Origin of the sequence: Pseudomonas sp. Irchel s3b6 (assembly GCF_900187415.1) — a bacterium.
Lineage (GTDB): Bacteria > Pseudomonadota > Gammaproteobacteria > Pseudomonadales > Pseudomonadaceae > Aquipseudomonas.
In genome coordinates, this window is record NZ_FYDM01000003.1 from 340,161 (window position 1) to 364,651 (window position 24,491).

The 24,491-nt window shown below is 58.7% G+C and carries 19 protein-coding genes and 3 pseudogenes; 17 read left to right on the forward strand and 5 right to left on the reverse strand.

Features of this window, described 5'->3' with window-relative positions; all coding sequences use genetic code 11:
* Nucleotides 1-118: 118 nt before the first annotated feature.
* Together CKW07_RS07580 and CKW07_RS07585 are read right to left on the reverse strand one after the other, a co-directional pair.
* Entirely contained in the window at nt 119-523 is a 405-nt protein-coding gene (locus CKW07_RS07580; protein WP_256577030.1) for a DUF1294 domain-containing protein, read from the reverse strand.
* On the reverse strand, nt 520-1,350 hold the full coding sequence (locus tag CKW07_RS07585; protein WP_095144321.1) for an undecaprenyl-diphosphate phosphatase: 831 nt from the start codon (nt 1,348-1,350) through the stop codon (nt 520-522). Before CKW07_RS07585 ends, CKW07_RS07580 begins: the two co-directional genes overlap by 4 nt.
* A gap of 381 nt (nt 1,351-1,731) precedes the next feature.
* Between CKW07_RS07585 and CKW07_RS25905 the strand changes: the two are divergent.
* The 10 genes and pseudogenes from CKW07_RS25905 to CKW07_RS07630 all read left to right on the forward strand — a co-directional run.
* Nucleotides 1,732-2,370 (forward strand): annotated as a pseudogene (locus CKW07_RS25905) (cache domain-containing protein); the annotation flags it as partial.
* A gap of 318 nt (nt 2,371-2,688) precedes the next feature.
* A pseudogene (locus CKW07_RS25910) lies at nt 2,689-3,276 on the forward strand (methyl-accepting chemotaxis protein); the annotation flags it as partial.
* Nucleotides 3,277-3,392: 116 nt separating this feature from the next.
* Nucleotides 3,393-3,956, forward strand: coding sequence for a nicotinamide riboside transporter PnuC (gene pnuC / locus CKW07_RS07595; protein WP_095144323.1), 564 nt, complete (start codon nt 3,393-3,395; stop codon nt 3,954-3,956).
* Nucleotides 3,953-4,477 (forward strand): AAA family ATPase, encoded by a 525-nt coding sequence (locus tag CKW07_RS07600; RefSeq protein WP_095144478.1) that lies wholly within the window; start codon nt 3,953-3,955, stop codon nt 4,475-4,477. Before pnuC ends, CKW07_RS07600 begins: the two co-directional genes overlap by 4 nt.
* Before the next feature lie 333 nt (nt 4,478-4,810).
* Nucleotides 4,811-5,248: a hypothetical protein gene (locus tag CKW07_RS07605; RefSeq protein WP_095144324.1), complete on the forward strand. Its 438-nt coding sequence runs from the start codon at nt 4,811-4,813 to the stop codon at nt 5,246-5,248.
* A gap of 1 nt (nt 5,249) precedes the next feature.
* Nucleotides 5,250-5,822 carry an adhesin gene (locus CKW07_RS07610; protein ID WP_095144325.1) on the forward strand — a complete coding sequence of 191 codons (573 nt, stop codon included), beginning with the start codon at nt 5,250-5,252 and terminating at the stop codon, nt 5,820-5,822.
* Between the two features lie 52 nt (nt 5,823-5,874).
* Nucleotides 5,875-7,332: a heme utilization protein gene (locus tag CKW07_RS07615; protein WP_095144326.1), complete on the forward strand. Its 1,458-nt coding sequence runs from the start codon at nt 5,875-5,877 to the stop codon at nt 7,330-7,332.
* Between the two features lie 62 nt (nt 7,333-7,394).
* Nucleotides 7,395-8,075, forward strand: coding sequence for a C39 family peptidase (locus CKW07_RS07620; RefSeq protein WP_095144327.1), 681 nt, complete (start codon nt 7,395-7,397; stop codon nt 8,073-8,075).
* A 32-nt stretch (nt 8,076-8,107) separates the two neighbouring features.
* Nucleotides 8,108-8,866: a hypothetical protein gene (locus CKW07_RS07625; RefSeq protein WP_095144328.1), complete on the forward strand. Its 759-nt coding sequence runs from the start codon at nt 8,108-8,110 to the stop codon at nt 8,864-8,866.
* A 46-nt stretch (nt 8,867-8,912) separates the two neighbouring features.
* Nucleotides 8,913-10,193, forward strand: coding sequence for a hypothetical protein (locus tag CKW07_RS07630; protein ID WP_095144329.1), 1,281 nt, complete (start codon nt 8,913-8,915; stop codon nt 10,191-10,193).
* Between the two features lie 278 nt (nt 10,194-10,471).
* On the opposite strand, the gene CKW07_RS07635 is transcribed toward CKW07_RS07630, so the two are convergent.
* The gene (locus tag CKW07_RS07635) at nt 10,472-11,797 is read right to left on the reverse strand and encodes a sigma-54 dependent transcriptional regulator (RefSeq protein WP_095144330.1); all 1,326 of its coding nucleotides are present in this window, start codon (nt 11,795-11,797) and stop codon (nt 10,472-10,474) included.
* Nucleotides 11,798-12,141: 344 nt separating this feature from the next.
* Here CKW07_RS07635 and CKW07_RS07640 point away from each other — a divergent pair, with 344 nt between their 5' ends.
* The 3 genes from CKW07_RS07640 (at nt 12,142) to nhaB (ending at nt 15,639) form a co-directional block, all read left to right on the forward strand.
* A complete protein-coding gene (locus CKW07_RS07640) occupies nt 12,142-12,408 on the forward strand; it encodes a hypothetical protein (RefSeq protein WP_095144331.1) in 267 nt (88 codons plus the stop codon).
* 344 nt (nt 12,409-12,752) lie between these two features.
* The gene (locus CKW07_RS07645) at nt 12,753-14,042 is read left to right on the forward strand and encodes a hypothetical protein (protein ID WP_095144332.1); all 1,290 of its coding nucleotides are present in this window, start codon (nt 12,753-12,755) and stop codon (nt 14,040-14,042) included.
* Between the two features lie 94 nt (nt 14,043-14,136).
* Complete coding sequence (gene nhaB / locus CKW07_RS07650; protein WP_095144333.1) at nt 14,137-15,639, forward strand: sodium/proton antiporter NhaB; 1,503 nt, start codon at nt 14,137-14,139, stop codon at nt 15,637-15,639.
* 131 nt (nt 15,640-15,770) lie between these two features.
* Here nhaB and zwf read toward each other — a convergent pair whose 3' ends face one another.
* Both zwf and gnd read right to left on the reverse strand, forming a co-directional pair.
* Complete coding sequence (gene zwf, locus CKW07_RS07655; RefSeq protein ID WP_095144334.1) at nt 15,771-17,291, reverse strand: glucose-6-phosphate dehydrogenase; 1,521 nt, start codon at nt 17,289-17,291, stop codon at nt 15,771-15,773.
* Nucleotides 17,288-18,370 carry a phosphogluconate dehydrogenase (NAD(+)-dependent, decarboxylating) gene (gene gnd / locus CKW07_RS07660; RefSeq protein WP_256577031.1) on the reverse strand — a complete coding sequence of 361 codons (1,083 nt, stop codon included), beginning with the start codon at nt 18,368-18,370 and terminating at the stop codon, nt 17,288-17,290. The genes zwf and gnd overlap by 4 nt, the downstream gene beginning before the upstream one ends.
* Before the next feature lie 174 nt (nt 18,371-18,544).
* Here gnd and CKW07_RS07665 point away from each other — a divergent pair, with 174 nt between their 5' ends.
* The 4 genes and pseudogenes from CKW07_RS07665 to CKW07_RS07680 all read left to right on the forward strand — a co-directional run bounded on the left by CKW07_RS07665 (nt 18,545) and on the right by CKW07_RS07680 (nt 24,399).
* Nucleotides 18,545-18,730, forward strand: coding sequence for a DUF6026 family protein (locus tag CKW07_RS07665; protein ID WP_095144336.1), 186 nt, complete (start codon nt 18,545-18,547; stop codon nt 18,728-18,730).
* Between the two features lie 284 nt (nt 18,731-19,014).
* Nucleotides 19,015-20,013: pseudogene (locus tag CKW07_RS07670) on the forward strand (acyltransferase family protein).
* 229 nt (nt 20,014-20,242) lie between these two features.
* The gene (locus tag CKW07_RS07675; RefSeq protein WP_095144337.1) at nt 20,243-21,985 is read left to right on the forward strand and encodes a phosphoethanolamine transferase CptA; all 1,743 of its coding nucleotides are present in this window, start codon (nt 20,243-20,245) and stop codon (nt 21,983-21,985) included.
* 167 nt (nt 21,986-22,152) lie between these two features.
* Nucleotides 22,153-24,399 carry a TonB-dependent siderophore receptor gene (locus CKW07_RS07680; protein ID WP_095144338.1) on the forward strand — a complete coding sequence of 749 codons (2,247 nt, stop codon included), beginning with the start codon at nt 22,153-22,155 and terminating at the stop codon, nt 24,397-24,399.
* The last annotated feature ends 92 nt before the right edge of the window (nt 24,400-24,491 follow it).

Sequence of the window (24,491 nt, forward strand, 5' to 3'; positions counted from 1 at the left end):
CAGCGGCCCATATCCTGCGTTGCTGTTCCTCGCCATAGCGGGCTATGACTCGTCACAGCGCCTTGGCTCTGGGGTGCTGGCATCCGAAATTGAGCTAACGAACTAACCGTACAGGCCACTAGAACAGCCGGAACAGCCCGGCGTCGAGAAACAACTGGTCGATCCAGAACACCTGATGCAATAACACGATGATCCAGAACAACGCCTGGAACGACACTTTGCGCGTCTTGTGTCGAAACACTTGCTGGGCAATCAAAGCACCTGGCCAGCCGCCAGCCAGTTCGACCGCATGCAGAACGTTCTCCGGGGTGCGCCAGCTATCGGCTCGCGCCTTACGCTTGTCGCTCCAGTACAGGAAGAACGCCAGCAGGCTGACAATACCGTAGGCCGCCAGCGGAATCGCCGAGACCCCGCGCAGCCATAGCAGGCTCGACCCCACGACCGGCAGTGCGCACAGCGCGAGGAAGACCAGCGCCTTGAGACGCGGGTACTGGATCGCGCGCCCATTGCGTGTCTCGATCACGGCTTGACTGCTGCCCAGTCAACCACGCCGAACTGCCAGGTAGCCAGAATCACCAGGCCGAACGCAATCCGGTACCAGGCAAAGGCGGCGTAGCTGTGGCTGGCAATGAATTTGAGCAGGCCCTTGACCGCAATCATGGCGAAGATAAACGCGGTGACGAAGCCGATCGCGAACACCGGCAGGTCCGCCACCTGGAACAGATCACGGTATTTATAGCCGGAGTACACCGCCGCACCGACCATGGTCGGCATGGCCAGGAAAAATGAAAACTCGGTGGCGGTCTTGCGCGACAGGCCGAACAGCAAGCCGCCGATGATGGTCGAGCCAGAGCGCGAGGTCCCCGGAATCATCGCCAGGCACTGGGCGCAGCCTACCTTCAGCGCGTCCTTCCAGGTCATGTCGTCGACGGACTCTGCGCGCACGGTATGTTCACGGCGCTCGGCCCACAACATGACGACCCCGCCCACCACCAGTGCGGTTGCGACCGTGATCGGGTTGAACAGATAGTGGTGGATCAGGTCAGCGAAGATCACGCCCAACACCACGGCGGGCAGGAAGGCGATCAGCAGGTTGACGGTGAACCGTTGCGCCGTGCGCTGGGTGGGCAAGCCTGTCACTACTTCGAGAATCTTGCCACGAAACTCCCAGACCACCGCGAGGATCGCACCGAGCTGGATAATGATGTTGAACGCCTTGGCACGTTCACCACCGAAGTTGAGCACATCCGCGACGATGATCTGGTGCCCGGTACTGGAAATGGGCAAAAACTCGGTAAGTCCTTCTATAACCCCAAGAATCAATGCCTGTGCGGCGGTCCAAAGATCCATCAATCCCCCATGAAGCGATGCCTTGAGGCATGCCCCGTCATTAGTTTTCTGGTGTTCGCTGCGCTCAGCGTTGCGCAAGGGCGAGGGCCACAAAATTGAGCCCACCCCGTAAAAAAACCGTGAAAAATCAGCAAGGATTCAGGTTTTCCCGCGCGAGGCCGAAATCCTATCAGACATGCCCGATTAACGCTGCGCCGTTATTGGACTTCAGTCGCATTGGCGCCCGTGCCAAAGCGTGCCTGAATGCGCTCGATGAGTGATGACAAGAACAAGAATCTGGAGTGACACGATATGAATAGCTTGCGCGGTATGTCGATCAGCCGGCGTTTGTGGCTCATCCTGGTGGTGGCGGTGCTGATGCTACTAACCCTGGGTGTGCTGATGCTCAAGCAGATTCACGATGACCTGTATCAGGCCAAGGCCCAGAAGACCCAGCACGTGGTCCAGGCCGCCAGCGGGATCCTCGGCTACTACCATGAGCTGGAAAAAGCCGGCACCCTCACCCGCGACGCCGCACAGAAACAAGCGCTCAGCGTGGTACGTGGCTTGCGCTACGACCAGAGTGACTACTTCTGGATCAATGACCTGACCCCGGTCATGGTCATGCACCCGACCAACCCAAAGCTTGATGGCCAGAACCTCTCCGCGGTCAAAGACCCGGACGGTTTCGCGCTGTTCAACGAGATGGTCACCATCGCCAAGGCCAAGGGCGCCGGCATGGTCGACTACCGCTGGCCCAAGCCCGGCGCCAGCACCCCGGTGCAAAAAACTTCCTACGTCAAACTGTTCGAGCCTTGGGGCTGGGTCATTGGCTCCGGCGTGTACATCGACGACATGCAGGTCGAGTTCCGTAGCCAGGTCTGGGAAGCATCGCTGGTGGGCCTGAGCATCGCGGTGTTGATGGCCCTGCTGGTCATGCTGATTTCCCGCAGCATCGTTCGCCCACTGCGCGAAACAGTGGATGCCATGGCCAATATTGCCAGCGGCGAAAGTGACCTGACGCGCAGCCTCGATACCCATGGCCGGGATGAAGTCACGGAGCTGGCACGGCACTTCAACGCCTTCACCGCCAAGTTGCGCCTGGTGATCAGCCAACTGCAAACCTCTGCCAGCGCCCTGGGCCAATCCTCCAGCGACCTGGGCGACAATGCCGCGCAAGCCCAGGCCCGCAGTCAGCAACAGTCACAACAAATGGAGCTGGTGGCGACGGCGGTCAACCAAGTGACCTACGGTGTGCAAGACGTGGCCAGGAATGCCGAACACGCGGCCAGCGAAATGCGTGACGCCCAAGCCCAGGCCCAACAGGGCCAGGTCAACATCGATGGCAGTCTGCAGCAGATCGATCAGCTGTCGGGGACCATCGATCAAGCGGTCGACGTGATTCGCACCCTGGCCACAGAGAGCACGCAGATCGGCAGCGTGCTGGAAGTGATCCGCTCGATTGCCGAACAGACCAACCTGCTGGCACTCAATGCCGCCATTGAAGCCGCCCGCGCCGGAGAACAGGGTCGAGGGTTTGCCGTGGTCGCGGATGAAGTGCGCTTGCTGGCGCAACGTACGCAAAAATCCACGGCAGAAATTCAATCGATGATCGAGCGCTTGCAGAATCACTCGGACGCTGCGGTCAAGGTGATCGGTGACAGCAGCCGCGCCTCCCGGTTGACCATCGAGCAGGCGGGCCTGGCCGGGCAGAGCCTGAACGCAATCGGCCAGGCACTGCGCAACCTCAACGGCCTGAACGCCTCTATCGCCAGTGCGACCCTGCAACAGGCCCACGTGGTCGAGGACATCAACCAGAACGTTACCCAGGCGGCCGGATTGTCCCATAGCACCGCGTTGGCCGCTGAGCAATCGAGTGCCGCGAGCGTGCACTTGAAAGCGCTCAGCGAACAGTTGAACGGGCTGCTCAGGCAGTTCCGGGTGTAAGCAACCTCTGTGGCGAGGGGGGACTGCTTTGCAGTCCAACGGTGGCAAGCCCCCTCGCCACATTTCCCTGCTGCTGTACAATCAGCGCCCTCTTCGACTTCCCCCAAGGAACCGCCATGTCCGGGCTTGAACTGTTTGCCGCCGCGCTCGGCGTGATTGCCGTCTGGCTGACGGTCAAACAGAACCCCTGGTGCTGGCCGATCGGCCTGGTCATGGTGCTGCTCTACAGCTGGATCTTTTTCGAAGTCAAACTCTACTCGGACATGCTCCTGCAAGTGATCTATGCCGGTTTGCAACTGTATGGCTGGTGGCAGTGGACCCGGGGCGGCGACACGCATCATGGCCGACAGGTCACCCGCCTGGGCAACGCCACCCTGGCACGCGACCTGGCCATAGGCGCGGCCGGTAGTTTGCTGCTGGGTGCCGCGATGGCCCATTTGACCGACGCCGCCCAGCCCTGGCTGGATGCCGCCTTGACCGGCTTCAGCCTGGTGGCCCAGTTGTGGATGGCGCAAAAACGCCTGCAATGCTGGCCGCTGTGGATTGCCGTGGATGTGATCTTTGTCGGGCTGTTCCTGTACAAGGGACTGTACCTGACTGCTGCCCTCTACGCCCTGTTCACCCTGCTGGCCATTCAAGGCTGGCGCACATGGCGCAGCGATCCGCTGCCGTGCCCATGAAAGTGTTGGTGCTGGCAGGGCCGGAATCCAGCGGCAAAAGCTGGCTTTCGGGCGAAATTCACGCCCATTTTGGCGGCATCCTGGTCGGTGAGTACGTTCGGCATTTCATCGAATGTGAAGCCCGCGAAACCTGCTACGATGATGTTACATCCATAGCACATGGCCAGCTGACTTGGGAGGATGAAGCCCGCGCCGAAAAGCCATCACTGTTGATTCTCGATACGCACCTGTTGAGCAATATCCTTTGGAGTCGCACGTTGTTTGGCGCGTGCCCGACGTGGATCGAGCAAACATTGCTGGCACGGCACTACGACCTGCATTTACTGCTGAGCCCTGAAACCGTGGCCTGGCATGACGACGGGCAGCGTTGCCAACCGCAACTGGCGGAACGCCAGGCGTTTTTCCAGGCCAGCCGCCAATGGCTTGACCTGCACCGCCAGCCTTGCCAGGTACTGCAAGGTGATTGGAAACAGCGCAAGGACGCGGCATTCGAGGCTGTGACGCATTTGCTCAAGGCCTGACTGGACTACCCCGCCCTGCCGCAAATGTCCATTTCTGAAACACCCCCCCTTGCGCAAACCCGCGAGCTAAAGCGGCCAAAACACGCCAGCAAGAACATGTCACGCCACTGATACAACCTGCCTTCAGCGCCCTTAACGAGCAATGCCGCCAGTATGGACGGCGCTTTTTTTGCGTGGCTCTGTCTCAGTGGCGTTACAGATTTTTTTGACCACCTCGACAATTAAATCCAACTAACTGTTTTTAAAAGAAAAACAAAAACCGGCACACCTTCTGCTCTCTTCCCCACAACGCTGATAAGGGCCAGCGTTTCACTTACAGAAGGAATTGCCACCGTGGGGAAATTTGATAAAAGCATCCATAGCCTCCTGCTGATCGGGTGCGTACTGGGCTCAAGTGTTTGCCTCCCTTTACAAGCTGACAACGGCATCATTGTTATCACCCGTGATGTCCAACCGCGCAACGCAGTGCGTCCGCCGATGGTTCCCGACCCCGACCCCACGACCGCCAATGCCAACCCGTCCAAACAGATCCTCAGGCAAACGAACGAGTTGAGCGACGGCGACTTTGCCAGCGTCGCCAGTGGTGCAGGCATCTCCCGCCTGGTCACTCAAGGCACCAACAACCTGGGCGGCAATATCACCAACCAGCCCCAGCTTTCCAACCTCCCCGCTGGACGTTCGGGAAATTCGGGCAACGGTATTGCCAACATGGTCAATTCAAACGTCCAGCAAGGCCTGGGTGCTCTGAAAATCTTAACGGGAGACCGTTGAGATGAATCGCACGCTGCTGATTATCGCCATGTTTTGCAGTGCATCGACCTTTGCCCAACCTCCCGTTATCAATAACGCCGACATCGACGGTTCGGGCATGCAGTACCAGGGCAATCTCTCGGTCAACCAGGCGGCCGGCGATCAACAGCAACAGGCCAACGCCCGGGCCATCGCCATTGGCAACAACGCCAGTGCTACCACACAGATTCGCCAACGGCTGCGTACGCAGGTCGACCCCAGGATCGATGCTCGATCCAGCATCCAAGGCGACTCCTTCAGCCACGGCAACGGCGTACTGGGCGTCAACCAGAGCACGGGCGCGAGCAACCAGCAAGCCAATGCCCTGCGGATAAGCATCGGTACACAGCCGCAAAGTATCGACGACAGCGTCCTCATGCAACAGAACGTGGCGCTGATCACCAACTCCGATCCAACTGACTCTGCACCAGGCTATCGCCAGGTCGCTACCAGCGATCAGGCCTTCACCGGTAGCCGTGGGGTGATCCAGTTGAATCAGAGCGCCGGGGTGGGAAACCGAACGGCCAACACTCTGAGCGTACGGGTCAGGGATTGACCCAAACAGGTAGGAACAACACTTAACCTAAAATAAAGTACGGAGAATCACCATGAAACCTTCGATGGCACTCAAGCCTCTGGTTTTCGCAATTGCTGCGGTCATGGCTGTTGCTGTACAAGCTGGGCAAAACGAACCGCGTGGCAATGGTCACCATAATGGCCATCATAACGGCGGCCACCACACCACTCCTCCTCCAACCAAGATCCCTGTCTACGCGACTGCAGAGGCGAACGATCGGCAGCGCAGTACCGGCAACCGCATCCGCAACGAAGGGACTGAAAACGAAGCCGAAATGAGCAGCTCTGCCACAGGCACCAGCGGCAACGTCGGCGTCAACGTGGCGGCAGGCGCCGGCAACCAACAAGACAACGCGGCCGCCATCGCAAACGCTGCCTCCGACTCCAGTCTCGATAACAGCTTCGTGTTCGGCACTGCCACTGCCACCGCTGACGTCAGGCAGTACAGCAACAATAACAGGGTCGACAACTACGGCAGCACAAACTCTGCCGTGATGGGCGGATCGGGTAATAGCGGCAGCGGCAATATGGGTATCAACATTGCTGGCGGCGACCTTAACCAACAGAAAAACACCATGGCAATTGCCAATACCAATGCCCCACTCGGTAACGCAACAGCCACCGCCTCTGCCGATCAACACGGTCCAGGCCTGACCGTGAACAACAATGCCGACCGGACCTACCGCGTAGATACGCTGACGGTTACCAAAACGGCCAGCGGTAGTTCCTCTTACAGCAAGGAATCCGACTTGAGCGTTGATAAGAGCGCTTCTTCGAACTGGGCTGCGAGCGGCGCCAACAGCTTTAATGTGAGCGGCTCCAAGAGCTCAGAGGCCAGCGGCTCCAAGAGCTTTGATGCCAGCGGGTCCAAGAGCTACGATGCCAGCGGGTCCAATAGCTACGATGCCAGCGGGTCCAAGAGCTTTGATGCCAGCGGGTCCAAGAGTGCTTCTTTGAGCGCTTCTCTGGAAGCGGCTCTGGATGCTTCCAAGACCGTTTCTTGGGATCATGGCCGTCACGAAGGCAGCCGCAGTGAGTCTGTCGACGCCTCGCTGAGTGCATCGCTCGACGTATCGGTCGATAAATCGTTCGATAAGTCGTTTGACTCCTCGTACGATAAATCGTCTGCCTCCTCATACGATAAATCGTCTGCCTCCGCGTACGATAAGTCGTCTGCCTCCTCGTTCGAAAAATCGTCTGCCTCCGCGTTCGAAAAATCGCTTGATTCCTCGTACGATAAATCAGGCAGTAAATCGTCCGATTCTTCATACGACAAATCGAAAAGTTTCAGTGAGAGCAGCGCTTACGATTTGAGCAACACTTATTCCTTCCAAGTGCTGACTCCAACTGGCTGGGCAAACCCTGTGACCAACACTGCAACCCTGAGCGGTTCGGTGAATGGCGGCAGTGGCAATCTGGGCGTCAACGTGGCTGCTGGTGTGGGTAACCAACAAAGCAACTCGCTGGCCATTTCCAACAACTCGTTCTAATGGCTGTCCCTGGAGGCCCCCTTACGGGGGCCTTTTTCAACACAACCAGAAGGCGTCCCACCATGCGCATTATCGCCTTGGTATTTTTGCTTTGCGTGGCCAGTGTGATCGAGGCTGCACAAATGCCGCTTTCCGTCTTGCCGGGCGGCGCGGTGGTGTATAAGCCGATCCAGAGCATACGTGAGCGTAAATTTTCCGACCTGGTACAACAGAAAACCGACTTCAGTTGCGGCGCAGCTGCGCTGGCGACCATCTTGCGCCAGGCCTATTGGCTCGACGTGAATGAAGAACAGATCATCGAAGGCATGCTGGCACACTCCGATCAAGATCTTGTCCGCGTCCAGGGCTTCTCCATGCTCGACATGAAGCGTTACGTGGAAAGTATCGGCATGCGGGCCCGTGGCTACCGGGTAGCGCCGCAAACGTTGAGCGAAATCAGAATTCCGGTTGTGGTACTCCTGGATATCCGTGGCTACAAACATTTTGTGGTCATGCAAAGAGTCCATAAGGACTGGGTATATATCGGAGATCCGGTACTCGGTCATAAACGTTACAAAGTCGACGACTTTGTCAAAGGCTGGAACGGCATCATCTTTGCCGTCATCGGCCAGGGCTACGACAAAACCAATGCGTTGCTCGACCCACCCATGCCACTGACCGCCAGGAACCGCATCAACACCTTCACCCCGGTGCAAGAGGCAGAGTTGATGGATTTCGGATTCATCCAAAGCGACTTCTTCTAATGACAAGGAGCACGACGCTCCGGGAGCATCCAATGAAGACTCCAATCTGGCTAGCCGTGGTTTGCCTGGCCGCCAGCCTGCCGACCCAGGCACAGACGTTCAAACCCATTGAACTGAACGATCAGGAGTTGGCGACGCTGCGAGGCCGCTATGTCATGCCGGGACGAATCATCAGCTTCGGCATTGTCATGACCAGCGCTTGGCAAAATGCCAGCGGTGAAATGATCGGGGCAACTTCCTCGATGCAAATTCAACAATCGACTATCACGCCACAGTTCTATGTGTCGATGATCGACGAAAAAGGTAATGACTCAGCGCGTTTGCAAGGCACCGGCACCGGCACCGGTACCGGTACCGTCATTGGCGGCAGCGGCCTCAACAGCACCGAAGGCGTCACGCAAGTCGTGCGTGCTGCCGGCGACAATAACACTGCCTACAACAACGTTGATATCAACGTCACAAAGGCTAGCCAAGCGCCAGCAACGCAACAACAGGGTCAGGCACTGGCCGCAGGCTCGACGTTGGTCAACGCCAATGGTGCGGGCTCGTTGAGCGTTTCCTCGACCGGTACGGGTGTGCAACTCAACATCGTGGCCAACAACAACCAGGGCAGTACCCAACAACGCCTGGCCCAGGGTGGGCTGATGCAGAACACGACGTTGCTCGGCGATAGCAACCGGGTCAGCAACCTCACGTCCCTCAATGTCGTGCTGCGTGACAACGTGCCGACAACCGGATCGCTTAATGGCAACCTGGACCAGCTCAAAGGTCTTCGCACTCTCGGATTCTGATCTACGCTCAGTCTCACCCGATGTAGTCAGAAGGGACGGATAACCCATGCACCGTTCGTCAACGTTCAGAGCTATCGTGTGTTTGAGTAGCCTGGCCCCGGCCACATTGCTATACGCAGCAACGGACCCCCAGGTCGAAGCACTAAAACAAGAACTCATGGAGTTGAAACAGCGTTACGAAGCACAACAGAACGCGCTGATGGTACTCGAGCAACGCGTTCGCCAAGTCGAGGAAGCACCTGCGACACCGGCTCCCAAACGCCTGACCAAATCCCCCGCCGAAACGACCCAGGGTGGCCAGACGGTGGCCGCCGGTGCGCCGGGCACCACAGGCAGTTCATACGGCCAATCGCTCAAGGATGACTCGGAGCCTGCGCAAAGCGTTTCCAACCTGTACGACGAAGCCAGTGGGTTCTTCGGCGGCGGCAAGTTCAGCGTCGAAACCGGCCTGACCTACACGCACTACGATACCCGTGCACTGGTGCTCAACGGCTTCCTGGCACTGGACTCGATTTTTCTCGGCAACATCAACCTCGACCGCATCAAGGCCGACAACTGGACGCTGGACCTGACCGCCCGCTACAACCTGGCACAACGCTGGCAGTTCGACATTAACGTCCCCGTGGTGTATCGCGAATCAACGTATTCCTCCGGTGGCGCCGGTGGCGCCGGCCCGGTGACGTCGGACGCAACCGTTACCCGCGACCCGACCATCGGCGATGTGAACGTTGGCGTTGCTTACAAGTTTCTGGATGAGTCGGCCAGTCTGCCCGACGCGGTCTTTACCCTGCGCGTCAAGGCACCGACCGGTGATGACCCTTACGGCATCAAGCTGGTCAATGACCCGACCAACGATAACCTCTCGGTACCCGAGGACTTGCCTACCGGCAACGGTGTCTGGGCGATCACCCCAGGTATCTCGCTGGTCAAGACCTTCGACCCGGCCGTGCTGTTCGGCAGCCTGGCCTACACCTACAACATGGAAGAGTCTTTCAGCGACATCAGCCCTCAGGTCAACTCCAAGGTGCCCGGGGACGTGAAGCTGGGCGATTCCTGGCAGGTCGGCGCCGGCATTGCATTCGCCTTGAACGAGAAGATGAGTATGTCGTTCTCGTTCACCGATCAGTTCGCCAGCAAGAGCAAGATCAAGCCGGACGGTGGCGATTGGCAATCGATTTCCAACAGCGACTACAACTCGGCCAACTTCAACATCGGCATGACCCTGGCCGCAACCGATAACCTGACGATCGTTCCTAACCTGGCCATCGGCCTGACCGAGGACTCGCCAGACTTTTCCTTCAGCCTGAAATTCCCGTACTACTTCTGATCGGCCCCCAAAAACAGCCATTTTTTCGGCGTAATGCTGTTCAGTCAAGGAGATGAGACCGCATGTGTAGGAGCGAGCTTGCTCGCGATGAACTCAAAAACTCCGCGGTTACTCAGAAAGTACGCGTAATCGTTAACGTCCATCGCGAGCAAGCTCGCTCCTACAAAGGTCGGCGCTCGCTTAACTGAACAGAATTGCGCTTTATCGGCATTTTTTTCTGTTGATAGCTGCACGTTTTCAGAACTTTTACTTGCAGCTTGCAGCTAAAAACTTGCAGCTCAACGTATCTGATGCTTGTGCAACAAACGGTAGAAGGTGGGCCTGGATATCCCCAGCACCTTGGCGGCGATGCTCAAATTATCGCTGTGACGGTTAAGTACATCACACAGGGCCTGGCGCTCGGCACGGGTCTTGTAATCTTCCAGCGTGCCCATGGGGGGGGCTACGGCCTGATGGCTGATCAACCCCAGGTCCCGGGCCTCGATCTGCCGACCTTCGGCGAGCACCAGCCCGCGGCGGACCCGGTTGGCCAGTTCGCGAACATTGCCTGGCCAATCGTGCTTGCCCATGGCGACCAATGCATCCTCGCTGAAGCTACGGGGGCGGCGTCCGGTTTCCTGGCTGTAGAAATGGGAAAAATGGTTGGCCAGCATCGACAAGTCACCCTGGCGTTCGCGCAAGGGCGCGGTGACCACCTGCAGTACGTTGAGCCGGTAGTACAGGTCTTCACGAAAGCGCTTGGCCTCGATAGCCGACTCGAGGTCGACGTGGGTGGCCGCCAGCACCCGAACGTCCACCGGTATCGGCTGGCTGCCACCCACGCGCTCGATGTGTTTTTCCTGGAGGAATCGCAACAGATTGGCTTGCAGCTCCAGGGGCAGGTCACCGATCTCGTCGAGGAACAGCGTGCCCCCATTGGCGGCCTCGATACGCCCGACCTTGCGTTGATGGGCGCCAGTAAAAGCACCCTTCTCATGACCAAACAGTTCGGACTGGATCAAGTGTTCGGGAATCGCCCCGCAATTGATCGCTACGAAGGGTTTGCTGTGGCGTTGCGACTGGCGGTGCAGGGTTCTGGCCACCAGTTCCTTGCCGGTGCCGCTTTCTCCGCGGATCAACACCGGGGACTCGGTGGGCGCCAGTTTGCTCAGCAGTTTGCGCAACTCCCGGATCGGTTTGCTGGTGCCCAGCAGCTCGTGCTCCAGCTGATCAACGTAGATCGTGCCCTTGCCACGTAGCCGCGCCATGCCAAACGCGCGGCCGAGCGTCACCTGGACCCGGGAAACGTCAAACGGCAAGGTATGAAAATCGAAAAACCACTCGCAGACAAAGTCACCTACATTCTGCAGGCGTAACATTTCCTGATTGAGGACGGCAATCCACTCGGTGCCACTTCGGCTGATGAGTTCCTTGACCGCCTCCGGCCGCCCAAGATGAAAAGGTTGCAGACGCAACAACCCGACATCGCAGGTGCGATCGGTGGCGATTTCCAGGCTGCAGCTGTCTACATCCCAACCGATGTCACGCAAACCTGGCAACAGACGGTAGCAATCCTCACAGGGATCTACCACCAACAAACGGCGCACTACGGGCGTATCGATCATGACTGTTCCTTGACGCCAAAATAATAGAAAAGGTATTAGAAACAGTCGTTTGGCGGTCCTGCGGTTAACATTAGCAAGATCTTGACACTTTCTTGTATCGTTTAACTATAAGGTTAATCGTGTTTTCGTTATAACAACCCGCCTGGCAAGCCCGCTGTCGATTGGAAACCTTTCATTCAGCTTTCAATGCAGCGCTTTACCTTGTGTATTTGAAAGAAAGATGAAATTTCTTTTGATTGTGTGTGACCTGCCCATGGGTTGCGGGCATCAGTACAAGTAACCAGCCGAACGGTAAGCCCAACCGACGGCACATCACTTGATTGGGCACATAGAGAGAAGACCCCATGAACGCCCCGCTCCGTATCAACGAAGCTCTTTTGATTGCCGACCGCGCATTCACACCTTTCCAATGCGTGGCCTGGGCCCCACAGGACGGTAGCGGCGAACTGACGCTGACCGTCATCGACCGCACCAGCACCCCTATTGGCCGCAAGCAGATCCCTTGCAGCGCCTACAGCGATCCGGCACAACTTGAAAACCTGCTCAAACAGGCCCGCGCCGAACTGAGCGAAGAAGGTTATCAACTGCAATCCTGGACAATGCCGCAATAACTTGAAGAGCAGGTGGATTACAGCCAGGTAATCCACCTCTTTCTATATGTATCCCCCACGCCCGCCTGCCGACGGATGGGCCTTAGTTCGTTTTTAGTGTTTGCCTGATGGCGGCATACTTACAGTTTTCGATTAGACTGGCGATCAACGGTCGTACGGGGCCGCTAAAACCCTGAAAGTCTTCAAAAGACACTGTTCTGGCACAAAATGCCGCTCCGCCTGTAATGTCTGCCAGTTGTGCATCGCCGCGATCAGCGCTTGAATGATTGTTTGGTGAAGTCTTCCCACCCTCCTTGGTTCTGGATCAGGGTTCCGGATCAGGTCGACTCGCAGGGAGATGCGGCATGCCCACCCATCACGCTTTTACCTTCGGTGCGGCCCTCGAGCCGGCGGGTCAACTCGATACGAGCTTTGCATCCGCCGGTAAGGCATGGGTCGACTTTGCCGGCAGCCAGTGGAGCATGGTCAACGATGTTGTCGTCGACACCATGGGCCGACTGCTCGTGGCGGCCAAGGTAGGCATGAACGACACATCCTGCTATGGACTGGCCCGGCTACAGGCCAATGGTTCACCGGATCTGGGCTTTGGCACCCAGGGCAGTTTGACCGGGCAGTTCGAAGGCGGCTTTGAAGCCACAGGCAGCAAGGTTCAGGAACTGCCCGATGGGCGGATCCTGTTGTCCGGCCTGCAGTATGAAAGCCCCCATCGTACGCTGCCAGCCCTGGCGCGGTTTGATCAAGACGGACGTCCAGACCCGACCTTTGGCAATCAAGGCGTGCAGGTGGTGCGTCTGCCCGGCAATTTGTCCCGGGGGCTGCGCGACGACTGGTTACCTGCGGGGGTGCCTGGCGCCGAAGCCTGCGACACTCAGGTTCAGACCGACGGCCGCCTTCTCCTGCTGGCCAATCATCACTACGAACTCGCGGACCACGTGGGTATCCTGATCCGCCTTGAACCGGACGGAACACTGGATACCACGTTCAACGACCGCGGTTTTATCATGGTCCGCCACCTGCTGCTCAACACCTGGCTTGCCCGCTTGTTGCTGCAAAAGGACGGCAGGATCATGGTGGCTGGCTCCATCGATCTACCGCAGGAAGGCTTGCTTGCACGCTATGACCGCGATGGGCAGCTGGACAGCAGTTTTGCCGAACAGGGTTTTCTCAGTTTCCGCACCCAGGGCCGCAGCGCACAGGTCAGCCATGTCATCGAGCAGCCTGATGGACGCCTGCAGTGTTTTGGCAGCAGTCGCGACCCCATGCACTGCCTGATGCTGAATGTGCGTAGCGATGGCCGGCCTGACAGTCGTTGCAATAGCGGACGTGCGCAGGTGCTAGAAATCGGCCACACCCCCAGCCAATGGACTGCAGCCACTGCTTGCCCCGATGGTCGGGTACTGAGCGCAGGTTCGACCATCGGCGGGATTGAAGGGGATTTCATTCTGGCGCGCTACCTGCCGAACGGACAGCTGGATCGCGGCTTCGGCAGGGGTAAAGGCTGGGTCCGCACCCGTTTGGGGCGCAGCCAGGACACGGCAACCTCGGTGGCGCTGCAGGGGGACCTGCGGATTGTGGTTGGAGGGCACTCTCTGGACGGTCGCCATCGTGCCGTACTGGTGCGCTATCTGGGCTAACGCTTGCTATCCACGTGCAGCAATAATAATCAAGAACTTGATCTTCAAGGAGTGTTACGGCAAGTTGCGCGCTTCTTAAACAAAGGAGCAACCGATGTCCGGCTCAATGGCCCAGGCGTTTGCACATAATTTCCTCGGGCATTCACCACGCTGGTACAAGGCGACCATTCTCGCGTTCCTGATTCTCAACCCCCTGGTGCTGTGGACCGCAGGTCCGGTGGCGGCCGGCTGGTTGCTGGTGGCGGAGTTCATTTTCACCTTGGCCATGGCCCTTAAATGCTACCCGCTGATGCCGGGCGGCCTGTTGATGGTTGAAGCGCTGCTGTTGCGCATGACCACGCCACAGGCCCTGTACGACGAGTTGCTGCACAACTTCCCGGTGATCCTGCTGCTGATGTTCATGGTGGCAGGCATTTACTTCATGAAGGACCTGTTGCTGTTCCTGTTTTCCCGACTGCTGCTGGGGGTTCGCTCCAAGGCCATGCTGGGCCTGATGTTCTGTTTCCTCTCGGCCTTCCTGTCGGCGTTTCTCGATGCCTTGACGGTCACCGCCGTGATTATCAGCGCCGCCGTTGGGTTCTACTCGGTGTATCACCGCGTGGCCTCGGGCAATGACCCACGCCAGGACAGCGAGTTCAGCAACGACGACAACCTGCCGGTGCTGCATCACGAAGACCTGGAACAGTTCCGCTCGTTCCTGCGCAGCCTGTTGATGCATGGTGCGGTGGGCACGGCACTGGGTGGCGTCTGCACCCTGGTCGGGGAGCCGCAGAACCTGCTGATCGGCCATGAAATGGGCTGGCACTTCGCGGACTTCTTCCTCAAGGTCGCACCCGTCTCGCTACCGGTGCTGGTGGCTGGCCTGGTGACCTGTGTCTTGCTGGAGAAACTGCGCTGGTTTGGTTACGGCACCCTGCTGCCGGACAACGTCCGCGCCGTGCTGGCCAACTATGCCGCGCAAGACAACGCAGAGCGCACGTCCCGCCAGCGTGCCGCACTGCTGGTGCAAGGTGCGGCGGCGCTGGTTCTGATTGCCGGCCTGGCATTGCACATTGCCGAGGTCGGGTTGATCGGCCTGATGGTGATCGTGCTGATTACCTCGTTTACCGGCATCACCGATGAACATCGGGTCGGCAACGCGTTCAAGGACGCCATGCCGTTCACTGCCTTGCTGGTAGTGTTCTTCGCCGTGGTGGCGGTGATCCATGACCAGCAACTGTTTACCCCGCTGATTCACTGGGTACTGAGCCTGCCCGCCGATCAGCAGCCAGGCATGCTGTTCATCGCCAACGGCGTGCTGTCGGCCATCAGCGACAACGTCTTCGTGGCCACCATCTACATCACCGAGGTCAAGCAGGCGTTCCTCTCCGGTCATATGAGCCGTGAGCACTTCGAAACCCTGGCGATTGCCATCAACACCGGCACCAACCTGCCCAGCGTCGCGACGCCCAATGGTCAGGCGGCGTTTCTGTTCTTGCTGACCTCGGCCATCGCCCCGCTGATTCGCCTTTCATACGGGCGCATGGTGTGGATGGCGCTGCCGTACACCATCGTGATGGGGCTTCTGGGTTGGTATGGGGTGAGCTACTGGTTGTAATCGGTGCAGGCCCGTGTCAGGCACGCACCTGCACGGGCCTTCGTTGATGTACGCCTGAACGTGACGCGGCGGCTGTCAGGCCGCCATTTCGAATACCTTCGTGCCGACAGGGCTCAGATCGCCGTACGGCCTCATCCCAGGCTGTGCCAGACGCGACCGTCGCGTGCCAGCAACTCATCGGCGGCACTCGGGCCATTCTCACCCGCGGCGTAGGTCTGAACCCCGGCCTCCTCCTTCCAGGCGTCGAGGAAGGGCTGCACCGCTCGCCAACCGTTCTCGATATTGTCGGCACGCTGGAACAGGGTCTGGTCGCCGGTCAGGCAGTCGTAGATCAAGGTCTCGTAGCCCGTGGAGGGCTGCATTTCGAAGTAATCCTTGTAGGCAAACCCAAGTTCGATATTGGCCATGTTCAGCGCAGGGCCAGGGCGCTTGGCCAAGAGGTCGAACCACATGCCTTCGTTGGGTTGAATCTGAATCCTGAGGTAAGTCGGTTGCAGCTCATCGACTTCCGTATCGCGAAACTGCGCGTAGGGCGCAGGCTTGAAGCAGATGGCAATTTCAGTGTCACGCACGCTCATGCGTTTGCCGGTGCGCAGGTAGAACGGCACGCCCACCCATCGCCAGTTGTCGATCATGACCTTGAGCGCTACGAAGGTTTCCGTGGTGCTGTCGGCCGCAACATTGGGCTCTTCACGATACCCAGGCAACGGTTTTCCGGCGATCTGGCCGGCGGTGTATTGACCGCGCACCGAATTGGCTCGCGCCTCTTCAATGGGCCACGGACGGATCGCCCCGACCACCTTGGCCTTTTCACCGCGTACCGCATCGGCACCAAAAGCCGCGGGCGGCTCCATGGCGACCATGGCCAGTAACTGGAACAGGTGATTGGGCACCATATCGCGCAACGCGCCCGTGTGTTCGTAGAAACTGCCGCGAGTTTCGACCCCCACGGTTTCAGCCGCGGTGATCTGTACGTGATCGATGTAATGGTTGTTCCAGAACGCTTCGAACAGGCTGTTGGAGAACCGGCTGACCAGGATGTTCTGCACGGTTTCCTTGCCCAGGTAGTGGTCGATCCGGTAGATCTGCTTTTCGGTCATGACCTTGAGCAAACACGCGTTCAAGGCTTCGGCCGTTGGCAGATCGGAGCCAAAGGGCTTTTCCACCACCACCCGGCGGAAGGCCTCCGCGCCCTCCACCAACAGCCCGGCCGAAGCGAGCCGGCGCACCACTTCACTGAAGAAACGCGGCGCGGTCGCGAGGTAGAACACCGCGTTGCCCGTGCCGCTTTCGGCGATTTTCGCTGCCAGCGCCTGGTAAGTGCTGTCATCCAGAAAGTCGCCCTGGACGTAGCTGACGCCCTGAGCCAGTTTGGCCCAGAGCTCAGGGTCCAGGGTGTCGTGATGGCTACCCACCTTGTTGGCCGCTTCGTCGCGAATGAAGTCTTCGAGTTTTTTCGCAAAGTCCGCATCGCTGATGGCGTTATGGTCGACTCCGATGATCCGCATTCCGTCCCCCAGCAACCCGTCACGACGCAGGTTGTACAGCGCCGGCATCAGCAGGCGCTTGACCAGATCGCCATGGGCACCGAACAGAAACAGCGTGGTCGGTGGTGCCGGTTGTGCCTTGGACTTCCTGCGGATCGAGGTCATTTTTTCGGGGTCTCGACATGGCCGCCAAAGCCGAAGCGCATGGCCGACAGGATCTTGTCGCCATAGGCGCCTTGCTGGCGCGAGCGGTAACGGGAAAACAGCGAGCTGGAGAGCACCGGCACCGGCACCGCTTGCTCCATGGCCGCTTCGATGGTCCAGCGACCTTCGCCACTGTCCGCCACGGAACCGGAGTAACCGTCCAGTTTTGGATCGCTGGCCAGGGCATCGGCGGTCAGGTCCAGCAACCAGGACGAGACGACGCTGCCACGGCGCCAGACTTCGGCGATGTCGGCCACGTTGAGATCAAAACGCTGGTCCTCCGGCAGGATTTCCGACGCCTTGGTCTTGAGGATGTCGAAGCCTTCGGCAAACGCCTGCATCATGCCGTACTCGATGCCATTGTGGATCATCTTCACAAAGTGCCCGGAACCTGCAGGGCCGGCGTGGATGTAGCCACGTTCAGCGCGATCATCCTCGGCCACCCGATCCTTGGTTCGTGGAATATCGCCCATGCCCGGGGCCAGTGCGGCAAACAACGGGTCCAGTCGCTTAACTTCGTCAGCGTCGCCGCCGATCATCATGCAGTAGCCCCGCTCCAGGCCCCAGACGCCACCGGACGTGCCCACGTCGATGTACTTCAGGCCTTTTTCCGCCAGCGCCTTGGCACGGCGGATATCGTCCTTGTAGAAGGTGTTGCCGCCGTCGATGATCACATCGCCTGCCTCCAGCAACGTGCTCAAGGTATCGATGGTGTCTTCGGTCGGCGCGCCGGCAGGCAGCATGACCCAGACCGCTCGGGGTTTATCCAGTGCTGCGACCAGCTTCGGCAAGTCGGCGACGCCAGTAGCGCCCTCTTGCCCGAGGGTATCAACGAATGCGGTATTGCGGTCATAGACCACAGTGCTGTGCCCGTTGAGCATCAGGCGCCGCGCAATGTTGCCGCCCATGCGGCCCAGTCCAATAATCCCCAATTGCATGTGCTGATGCTCCTTAACTACAAAAAATGGTGTGCCAATGGTTATAGCGCAGTGAGCCTGGTGAAGCTTAGTCCAGTGCGCTTCCACATAGTTTCCGGGCATTTTGCCCTAACTATAGGGATAACGTCCGCAACGTTGGCGAAGACACAGGGACAACAAAAAATAAAAAAGTTCCATTCAGGGCCGAAAGAAATCAAAATCGGTGCCGTTCGTGGCCCGGACCTGATTGCTGAACGGTTCGGCCACTGTTGTGAAACGCCATTTGCGAGGTGAGCAATGGGCTCAGTAATAAACGCACTGCCTCCACAGACCCTTTACGTCACTGTTCGTCGCGACGAACTGCGCCAACTCAAGGCCGAACGCGAGCAGATGCGCAACGAGATCGCCCATCTGCAACAGCGCTTGCAGGCACTGACTGGCAACCAGCCATGCCCCCCTGCAGCGGTCCGCGCACTGGATTGATTGTCTCGCCACAACGCGCCTGCCACCCAAGCAACAGGCGCAAACACGGACAGTCAGGCTGCTCCTCCCTCGTGAGATTGTCGGTGCCGGGACGTCAAAAAGTACTTTGCGCAAGCACGGTTGTTTTGGACTGAGATACATCCCGAGGGGTGAGCGAGATAAACCTGGGCTATTCCGGGAAAGGCTGGCACAGATCGGGATGGTTCGTGAAATAGAGTTGCAGCCCGCGCAATAAGAGACGCCCCGTCCAGCCCTCAGTAAGTGGGGAAAACTTCGGGGTGTAAGTGGGAGCTTATCGTCTGCTGTTGGTCGTTTTGGTGGCCGTTTCTCATATGGGCAAGACGTTTGCGGGGCTAAACCCCGGCGTGGTTGCCGTGATTTCCTTCCTGATCATCAGCGGTTTCGTGATGACCTCGCTCATCGATCGAAACTACAAGGCGCCGGAGAAAATCGGCCTGTTCTACATGGACAGGGCCTTGAGGCTTTACCCCTAGTTCCTGTTCTACTTCTTCACCTCTTGCGCGGTGATCTATTTCCTCCTGCCTGGCACGCCGCAAGCAGCCGATCTGACGCTCAAGAACATCGCCGCGAGCCTCCCTATCGTGCCCCTTGGTTTCTACATGTTCGGGGCCGCCGGGGCGGAGATCCTGCCGCCGGCTTGGTCGCTGGGGCTTGAGATGTGTTTCTACCTGGTAATTCCTTTTCTGATCATCTTCAAAGCGCAGGGCGTTGCGTTTACCCTGTCTGTCGTCGTTTTCATGGCTGCGTGCCTTGGCTACATAAACACCGACCTGTACGGCTACCGGCTATTGCCGGGCGTCCTGTTCATGTTCCTGTGCGGCAGCTACCTGTACAAACCACAGGCGAAGGGTCTAGCGATCGCTGCCGGTACCGCCATGGCGGCGGCATTGATGTTCGCGGCGATCATGGCCGGTTGGATTGAGCGTCGGCCGTTCAATGCCGAGGTGACCGCCGGCATAGCACTGGGCGTGCCCGCCGTGTACCTACTGACGAAACTCAAGTTTCACCGGGTTGACGAGTTTCTCGGGAACATCAGCTACGGCGTCTTCCTGAATCACTTTGTGGTGATGTGCTTCCTGCGCGCCTTTTGGCCGGTTGCCTACGATGGGCATATCGTTGCAACAGTGCTGACCCTGTCGTTCCTGCTGAGCGGTGTGTCGTACTACTACGTTGAGCGGCCGGCCTTGAAACTTCGTCATGCGCTTCGGGCTGGCGTGAAGTATGGCGTGGGTCAACCGCTGGGCCGCGAAACAACGGCTTAGTGCGAGTGGTGGTTGGCGTTTCCGCCAGCGTCCATGAGGGTTCCGCCCGCGTTGACGTAGTCGCTAACTTCGTCCGTAACCGGGGGCGGCGCCTCGCACAACTAACAAAGTTTTCACATCGGCTTCGCGATACTTCTGAACCAATGGCGCTCGTTTTATGAGCGCTTTTGTGTCGCTGGCGTTCGCAATCCCCCCAGCGGTTGTAGTCATTAATCGGCTGGAGCGCTGAATGGCGATGTTTAAACGCAGCAGTACGCCTGCGAAAGGTTTCGACTGGGCTGGCCTGGGCTGGCTGTTCCTGTTCTTCTGGTATTTTTCCGGCATTACCCAACTGCTCATCCTGTTGACCGGCACCTCGGGGTTCTCGGGCTTCCGCCAGGCCTTCGTAATGAGCACCCTCTGGCTCGCACCGATGCTGCTGTTCCCGGCCCGCACCCGCCTGCTGGCGGCCGTGATCGGTGCGGTGCTCTGGGCCTGCTCGATGGCCAGCCTGGGCTACTTCTTCATTTACCAGCAGGAATTCTCGCAAAGCGTCATCTTCATCATGTTCGAGTCGAACATCTCTGAAGCGGGCGAATACATGACGCAGTATTTTGCCTGGTGGATGGTCCTGGCCTTCCTGGCCCATACCGCGGTTGCCATGTTGCTGTGGACCCGTCTGCGCCCGGTGTATCTGCCTAGGGGCAAAGCCTTGCTGGCGGCCACTGCGATTCTGGTGGCGGTGATCGGTTATCCGCTGGTCAAGCAGACCGCACGCACCGGCAGCCTGGCCGCCGGCTACGAAAAATTCGAAACCCGCATCGAGCCGGCTGTGCCCTGGCAGATGCTGGTTGCCTACCGCCGCTACGGTGAAACACTGGCCAGCATGCAAGGCATGCTCGACAACGCCAGCCAGGTTCCACCCCTGCATAACCTCAAGGATTCGCTGGCCAACCAGCCGGCGACCCTGGTGCTGGTGATCGGCGAATCCACCAACCGTCAGCGCATGAGCCTGTACGGCTATCCACGTGATACCACGCCGGAACTGGACAAGCTCAAGGATCAACTGGCGGTCTTCGACAACGTCATTACCCCGCGCCCCTACACCATCGAGGCGCTGCAACAGGTGCTGACCTTCGCCGACGAAGAGAACCCCGACCTGTACCTCAAGACGCCGTCGCTGGTCAGCATGATGAAACAGGCAGGCTACAAGACCTACTGGATCACCAACCAGCAGACCATGACCAAGCGCAACACCATGCTCACGACGTTTTCCGAGCAGGCGGATGAACAGGTCTACCTAAACAACAACCGCAACCAGAACGCTCGTCAATACGACGGTGACGTACTGGAGCCCTTTTCCAAGGCCCTGGCCGATGGCGCACCGCGCAAGTTCATCGTGGTGCATCTCTTGGGCACCCACATGAGCTACCAGTACCGCTACCCACCGAGCTATGACACGTTCAAGGATCGCCAGGGTGTTCCAAGCGGTGTGAGCGACGATCAGTTGCCGACCTACAACAGCTACGACAACGCCGTGCGCTACAACGACTTCGTGGTCTCGAGCCTGATCAAGGACTACGCCAAGACTGACCCGAACGGCTTCCTGTTGTACCTCTCCGACCACGGCGAAGACGTTTTCGACTCCCCGGGCCATGGCACGCTGGGGCGCAATGAGTCGAAACCGACCGCGCCGATGTACACCATTCCGTTCATGGCCTGGGCCTCGCCGAAATGGCGCGACACCCATGACTGGAACTTCGCGCAGGACCTGCAACGCCCGTACAGCAGTTCGCACCTGATCCATACCTGGGCAGACCTGGCAGGTTTGAGCTTCGATGAACTGGACCACAGCAAGAGCCTGGTCAGCGCCAGCTTCAAGCCTCGTCCGTTGTTGATCGGCAACCCCTATGAGCGCGAGCAACGGGCTCTGATCGACTTCAGCCTGATGAAACCCAAAGCCGCTGTCGCGCCTGCGGTGGTCAAACAGTAAGCACGCCAGGGGGCTGACTCCAGCCCCCCTTTTCCGCCCGTCGACGCCCAAGCAACATTCTGATACATATGCAGAATGGTAATTATTACTATTTAAGCTAAATCCCCCCGCCCTCCTTCGTCTTTGAGCAAACGGAATTTTCCATCGAAGACAAGGAGTCGGCTGCGATGTTCGCGCCTATCACCCGTTCCATGACCTTGACCCTGGGCCTGTGCAGTCTTGCCCTGTGCTCCACCGCCCACGCCGAGAGCGAACCAGACAAGTCACAAGAACTTGCCGCAAGACCGCTTGAGCTGGACCCCACCAACGTTTCAGCCCAAGGCCTTGGTACCACCACCGAAAACACCGACTCGTACACCACCGGCGCCATGAGCACCGCGACGCGCCTGAATCTTTCCATCAAGGAAACACCGCAGTCCGTATCGGTGGTGACGCGCCAACAGATGGACGACTTCAAACTCAACACCTTGTCCGAAGCCATGGGCCAGACCACCGGCATCGTGGTTCAGCACAATGACTCCGACCGGGTCAGCTATTCCTCGCGCGGCTACTCGATCAACAACTTCCAGATCGATGGCATGCTCAACACCTTTGGCCGCATGAAGTCCGACTCGGACACCATCATCTACGACCGCATCGAAGTCGTGCGCGGCGCCACCGGCCTGACCACCGGTGCCGGCGACCCTTCGGCCACCATCAACATGGTGCGCAAACGCCCGACACAGCAATGGGAAGCCAAGACCGGGGTCAGTGGTGGCAGCTACGACAATTACTACAGTTACGTGGATGTCGGCGGTCCACTGGCGTTCGATGGTCGCCTGCGGGGTCGCAGCGTGCTGGCCTACCGCGACAGCCAGTCCTTTCGCGATCACTACCAACTGCAGCGCGAAGTCGGCTACGGGATCCTCGAAGCCGACCTGACCGATGACACAGTGCTGGCAGTGGGTTACGACTATCAGGACAAACAGGTCCAGGGGACCTCCTGGGGCACGGTGCCGTACTGGAATTCCAATGGCGACAAGGCCAATCTGCCGCGCTCGACCAACATGGCGACGAAATGGAGTTCCTGGCCACTGAAAGACAAAACCGCCTTTGCCAACCTGGACCAGAACCTGGGTAACGGCTGGCACATGAAAGCCGCCTATACCCATCGCGAAAGCGACACCGATGGCAAGGTCTACTACGGTGGTAGCGGGTTCCCCAATGACGATCGCAGCGGCATGACCGCCTACCGCGGTCACATGAAGGGCGAACAGAAAATGGAAGTCTACGACTTCAACTTCGCCGGCCCCTATCAGTTGCTGGGGCGCGAACATGAGTTGATGATCGGTTACGGCGAAGCCGAGCGCAGCGCAAGCAACCCCTACCTGGTGGAAGACCCGACGCCCCCAGACTACAACAACATTGCCGACTGGAAGTACATGGGCAACATCGCCAAGTTCCGGGACACCGACACCGGCATCGAAGGCTCGAACGACAGCACGCGGCAGAAGGCCGGCTACCTGGCCACGCGCCTGAGCCTGACCGACCAGTGGCACGCCGTGCTGGGCAGCCGTTACGGCAGCTGGAAAACCAGCAGCAATTACTATTCATTCGACGACAACTACCAGCGTATTGGCAACGACCACAGCAGCCAGGAACAAAACGACATATTCACCCCTTATGCCGGGTTGCTGTACGACATCACCCCCGAGTACACCGCGTACGTCAGCTACACCGATATCTTCAAGCCCCAGACCGAACGTGACACCAGTCATAAGTACCTGGACCCCATCGTCGGCAAAAACTATGAGCTGGGCCTCAAGGGCAGTTTGCTGGAGGAACGCCTGAACCTCGCCACCGCGGTGTTCTGGAGCAAGCAGGACAACGTGGCCGAACGGGATGATTCGGTACCGCCGGATCCGGTCACCAATGAAGAGTTCTTCACGTCAGGCGGCAAGGGCAACAAAGTCCAGGGGTTCGAAGCCGAGGTGTCCGGCGAAGTGATGCCAGGCTGGAACATGACCGCTGGCTACACCTATACCCACTCGGTGAATGGCGAGGACAAACGCAACAACACCGAACAACCGTTGAACATGCTGCGTCTATCGACAGCCTATCGGTTGTCGGGTGACTGGCAGGCGCTGACGGTCGGTGGTGCGGTGAACTGGCAGAGCGATATCTACGACATGGCGAACCGTCCGGTCGGCCTCGATGCCGACGGTGACATCGTGACGCAGAAAACCCGAATCGAGCAAGGGGCCTACTCCGTGGTGAAGCTCATGTCGCGCTACGAGATCGACAAGCACCTCAGTGCCTCGCTGAACGTCAACAACCTGTTCGACGAGAAGTACTACGACAAAGTCGGCTTCTACAACGGCGTGTTCTGGGGCGACCCGCGCACGGTCACCTTGAGCCTGGACTGGAAACTCTGACCGCCTGTGTAGGAGCGAGCCTGCTCGCGAAGGACGTCAACGATAACGCGCATTTTGCTGCATAAACGCGTCGTTCTTGAGCTCATCGCGAG

Excerpts from the sequence above, each read along its gene's own strand:
- pnuC (WP_095144323.1), top strand. The coding sequence starts at position 3,393 with ATGTCCGGGCTTGAACTGTTTGCCGCCGCGCTCGGCGTGATTGCCGTC.
- CKW07_RS07645 (WP_095144332.1), top strand. The coding sequence starts at position 12,753 with ATGCCCACCCATCACGCTTTTACCTTCGGTGCGGCCCTCGAGCCGGCG.
- CKW07_RS07675 (WP_095144337.1), top strand. The coding sequence starts at position 20,243 with ATGGCGATGTTTAAACGCAGCAGTACGCCTGCGAAAGGTTTCGACTGG.
- CKW07_RS07630 (WP_095144329.1), top strand. The coding sequence starts at position 8,913 with ATGCACCGTTCGTCAACGTTCAGAGCTATCGTGTGTTTGAGTAGCCTG.
- CKW07_RS07625 (WP_095144328.1), top strand. The coding sequence starts at position 8,108 with ATGAAGACTCCAATCTGGCTAGCCGTGGTTTGCCTGGCCGCCAGCCTG.
- CKW07_RS07665 (WP_095144336.1), top strand. The coding sequence starts at position 18,545 with ATGGGCTCAGTAATAAACGCACTGCCTCCACAGACCCTTTACGTCACT.
- CKW07_RS07585 (WP_095144321.1), bottom strand. The coding sequence starts at position 1,350 with ATGGATCTTTGGACCGCCGCACAGGCATTGATTCTTGGGGTTATAGAA.
- CKW07_RS07610 (WP_095144325.1), top strand. The coding sequence starts at position 5,250 with ATGAATCGCACGCTGCTGATTATCGCCATGTTTTGCAGTGCATCGACC.
- CKW07_RS07635 (WP_095144330.1), bottom strand. The coding sequence starts at position 11,797 with ATGATCGATACGCCCGTAGTGCGCCGTTTGTTGGTGGTAGATCCCTGT.
- zwf (WP_095144334.1), bottom strand. The coding sequence starts at position 17,291 with ATGACCTCGATCCGCAGGAAGTCCAAGGCACAACCGGCACCACCGACC.
- CKW07_RS07680 (WP_095144338.1), top strand. The coding sequence starts at position 22,153 with ATGTTCGCGCCTATCACCCGTTCCATGACCTTGACCCTGGGCCTGTGC.
- nhaB (WP_095144333.1), top strand. The coding sequence starts at position 14,137 with ATGTCCGGCTCAATGGCCCAGGCGTTTGCACATAATTTCCTCGGGCAT.
- CKW07_RS07640 (WP_095144331.1), top strand. The coding sequence starts at position 12,142 with ATGAACGCCCCGCTCCGTATCAACGAAGCTCTTTTGATTGCCGACCGC.
- gnd (WP_256577031.1), bottom strand. The coding sequence starts at position 18,370 with ATGCCCGGAAACTATGTGGAAGCGCACTGGACTAAGCTTCACCAGGCT.
- CKW07_RS07600 (WP_095144478.1), top strand. The coding sequence starts at position 3,953 with ATGAAAGTGTTGGTGCTGGCAGGGCCGGAATCCAGCGGCAAAAGCTGG.
- CKW07_RS07620 (WP_095144327.1), top strand. The coding sequence starts at position 7,395 with ATGCGCATTATCGCCTTGGTATTTTTGCTTTGCGTGGCCAGTGTGATC.
- CKW07_RS07615 (WP_095144326.1), top strand. The coding sequence starts at position 5,875 with ATGAAACCTTCGATGGCACTCAAGCCTCTGGTTTTCGCAATTGCTGCG.